Source organism: Limnobacter sp. CACIAM 66H1, assembly GCF_001601825.1.
Lineage (GTDB): Bacteria > Pseudomonadota > Gammaproteobacteria > Burkholderiales > Burkholderiaceae_B > Limnobacter.
The window spans coordinates 1-3,585 of the sequence record NZ_LUJK01000095.1; the positions used below are offsets into that span (position 1 = coordinate 1).

Genomic DNA, 3,585 nt, shown 5'->3' on the forward strand with positions numbered 1-3,585 from the left:
TCATCTTCGGCGGTCTCGTAAAGCACACGGTCTTCACTGCTTTGAGTGCGCGCAAATTCCCTGTACCACCAGGCATGCCCGTTTTCGATGGCTTTCAGGTTGATGTCGGTTTCGCCGTCACAGAAACGTTGCTGGCAACCTTCGAGGGGCAACACCACTTTGGCCACTTGCCGTTTGTAGCGATCGGTGTTGTTGACCACGATCTTCACGTTTTGATTCAACACCTGCTCGGTGAGCCAGCGCCGTGATTGTTCACCACCGGCCTGATTTAATTCAGGTGCGTCCACTGCGTGCATACGGATTTTGTGGGTGGCGCCGTCGCGGTTGCGCACAGTCATGGTGTCACCGTCGGCCACACGGGTCACTGTGGCCATGTAAAAGCTGCCCGAGGTTGCCGGGCCGGGCTGGTTCTGACTTTCTGAGTCAATGGGGCCACCAATGCCAATGTTTGGGCCGTAGGGGCTCACGTAATAGCCTAACAGGGCCAAAACCAGAGCCAACACTTTAAAGATCATATTGGGTTTGAGAATGTTCAAGGTTAAGATGGCTAGCGAGCCAAATCACGATTTTATAAAACAGCCGAGAGTAACATGGACAGAGTCAACCTGCAGTTCAACAGCGACAACACTGTGGCCACCGTGGCCTTGAACCGCCCCGACAAACACAATGGCGTGGACTGGGCCATGCTCAAGGAAGTGCGCAAAGTGCAGCGAACACTTGCCAAACACCCCACGCTGCGCGCAGTCATTTTGAAAGGCGAAGGCCCGTCTTTTTGTGCGGGGCTGGATGTGAAATCGGTGATGAGCAACCCGAAAACCGGTTTGATCATGTACGCCAACCTGTGGTTGCCCATGCGCAATATTTTCCAGACCTGGAGTATGGGTTGGCGTGACCTGGGCGTTCCAGTAATTGCTCAGATTCATGGCAATTGCTTTGGCGCCGGCATTCAATTCGCGATGGGCGCAGACATTCGCGTGTGCACCCCCGATTCACAATTGTCCATTCTGGAAGCCAAATGGGGGCTTGTGCCCGACATGGGCGGTGCAGCGCTGGTGCGTGAATTGTTGCCGGTGGATGTGGCCAAAGAGTTGACCATGACGGGCCGCGTGCTCAGTGGTTTGCAAGCCAAGGAGCTGGGCTTGGTGACGCATGTGGTGGAGAATCCCGAGGACAAGGTGCAGGCCTTGGTGCAGGAAATTTTGACCCGCTCCCCCGATTCTGTGGCGGCAAGCAAGTTCATGTTGCAACGGATTTTTGGTATTGACGAAGCGGCGCATTTGACCCAGGAACGCCGCTGGCAGCGCCGGGTTCTTGGCTTTAAAAACCAGCGTATTTCGGTTGTGAAAAACAGCAAGCAACCCACCATGCCGTTTGCCAAACGACAAATTCGTTGAAATCTCGGGGTGTGCCGCATCCAGCGGCGCACTTCATGCAGTAACAACAGATTCGGGAATAAAAAACACAACACGGAGACATACCCATGAAGGCCCTGACCCCCAATGACCAATTGTTCTTGTGGCTGGAGCGCCGCAACCAACCCATGCACGTGGGTGGGTTGGTGCTGCTGAAACCACCCAAGGGCCAGAGCACAATCGATTATGTACACAAGGTGGTGGCCGACATGCGCACGTACACCCAGCCGGTGGCACCTTTCAGTTTGCGTTTGAAGTCGCGATTGGGAATGTGGTTTTGGGTGGAGGACGATGAGTTTGACCTGGAGGCACACTTCATTCATTTGTCGCTGCCCAAGCCGGGCCGCATTCGTGAATTGCTGGAGTTAACTTCAAAGCTGCATGCCGCGCCACTGGACCGCGCAAAGCCCCTGTGGGAAGCCTATGTCATCGATGGTCTTGAAGATGGTCGAGTGGCTTTGTACACCAAGGTGCACCATGCGTTGGTGGATGGTGTGGCCTGCATGAAAATGTTGCAGCGTTCCATGGCCGATAACCCAGAGATCATGGACATTCCGCCGCTGTGGGCCAACCCGAATTTGCGTGGCTCGGTTCACCGTTCCGAGGCATCGGAAGGTTTGGTGACCATGCTGGGCCAAGTGCTGGACACTGCGAAAACCCAACTGTTCAGTCTGCCCAAGGTGGTGAAAGAAGTCGGACGATCCTTGTGGCAAACCAGTGTTGCTGATCCAGATTTCGTGTCGGTCATTCAAGCGCCACGCAGCGTGTTGAACCGCCGTATCACGGCCTCACGCAGGGTCGCCGCCCAGTCGTGGTCCATGGAGAGAATCAAGGCCTGTGCGACCGGCCTGAACATGACGTTGAACGACGTGGTACTGGCCATGTGTGGCTCGGCCTTGCGTTCTTATTTGAGCGAATTGAACGCATTGCCCGCCCGCCCTTTGGTGGCAATGGTGCCAGTATCGCTTCGCAAAGACGACACTGCCACGGGTAATCACGTGGCGCTGTTGTTGGCCAATTTGGCCACTGACACCGAAGATCCCGTGGAACGGATTGAAACCATTGCACGTTCAGTGAACCATTCCAAAGAACGGTTTGCCAGCATGAATCAAACTGAAATCATGAACTACGTGGCCACCATGATGGGCATTAGCGGGTTCAACATGCTGACCGGTTTGGCACCCAAGTTACAGGCTTTCAACATTGTGATTTCGAATGTACCCGGCCCCAAACACACCCTGTATTTCAACGGTGCAGAAGTGGACGGGGTGTACCCGGTGTCGCTGTTGCTCGACGGTCAGGCTTTGAACATCACCTTGAACAGCTATGCCGGCAAGCTTGAATTCGGCTTGGTGGCGTGTCGCAGAACCATGCCCTCGATGCAGAGACTGTTGCAGTTTCTCGAAGACGGCCTGGTCGAGCTGGAGGAGGCGGCAGCCAAGGAAGCCAAAGCCAACTTGAAAAAGCGCAACGCGGCTTGAGGTTCAGTCCTCGCTAAAACGGGAAGCCATTGCAAAGCCAAACAAGAAGGGCCAGCGCTGGAATGAGTCGTATACCGCTTGGTCCTGTTGAATGTCTTGGTACATGTTGTGGTCAAAACCTTCAAGCTGGGCGCTGAGCGCATAAATGTCATGTGCCATGTCTGCGGGTGGCATGAACAAGGCGGGCGGTGAATTGGGGTCAAATTGTGCCATGGTTGATCAAGCCCCCCTCAGTTCGATGCTGCAATGGTTTGAACCGGACCCAGTATTTTCCATGCGGCACCTGGGGCTTTGATCCAATACGATCCCTGACTTTCCATTACAGTGATGTTGCCTTGTTGGGATACAAATCGGGTATCGGGCAGATCGCTAAGCAGCACTGGCCATGCAGGTTTTTGCTGTTGCTCGGCTGTCTGTGCCAGCCAGCGAGAGAAGAGTTCACTGAGCGCCGTGTAGCTGACGGATTGTTTCACTGTCACCGGCCCCGTGCTCGCGGGTGCATAACCAGGCGCAATCCAGTAGCCAAATACAGGCACTTTGGTGATGGCGGGGGTTGGCAATTCACGCAGGCCCACCAGTTGTCCAAATTCACCAGTTAATCCAGCGCCGTGTTCGGGTACCACCACCACCAACGCTTTGCGTTCGCTGCGTCGAATTTCCCCAAGTACGGATTGAATGTCATTCAACATCCG

Annotated in this window: 5 protein-coding genes; 2 read left to right on the forward strand and 3 right to left on the reverse strand. The window is 54.8% G+C overall.

Going from position 1 to position 3,585, the window contains the following annotated elements:
- Positions 1 to 536: thermonuclease family protein (locus A0129_RS15535; protein ID WP_291716294.1), on the reverse strand; the 536-nt coding region annotated here is incomplete at its 3' end.
- A gap of 54 nt (positions 537 to 590) precedes the next feature.
- Between A0129_RS15535 and A0129_RS15540 the strand changes: the two genes are divergently transcribed.
- Positions 591 to 1,394: a crotonase/enoyl-CoA hydratase family protein gene (locus tag A0129_RS15540; RefSeq protein WP_291716295.1), complete on the forward strand. Its 804-nt coding sequence runs from the start codon at positions 591 to 593 to the stop codon at positions 1,392 to 1,394.
- 86 nt (positions 1,395 to 1,480) lie between these two features.
- Positions 1,481 to 2,893 (forward strand): wax ester/triacylglycerol synthase family O-acyltransferase, encoded by a 1,413-nt coding sequence (locus A0129_RS15545; RefSeq protein WP_291716296.1) that lies wholly within the window; start codon positions 1,481 to 1,483, stop codon positions 2,891 to 2,893.
- A gap of 3 nt (positions 2,894 to 2,896) precedes the next feature.
- Here A0129_RS15545 and bcsR read toward each other — a convergent pair whose 3' ends face one another.
- Both bcsR and bcsG read right to left on the reverse strand, forming a co-directional pair.
- Positions 2,897 to 3,106, reverse strand: coding sequence for a BcsR/BcsP family cellulose biosynthesis protein (gene bcsR / locus A0129_RS15550; RefSeq protein WP_291716297.1), 210 nt, complete (start codon positions 3,104 to 3,106; stop codon positions 2,897 to 2,899).
- Between the two features lie 17 nt (positions 3,107 to 3,123).
- The coding region (bcsG, locus tag A0129_RS15555; RefSeq protein WP_291716298.1) for a cellulose biosynthesis protein BcsG at positions 3,124 to 3,585 on the reverse strand (462 nt) is incomplete at its 5' end.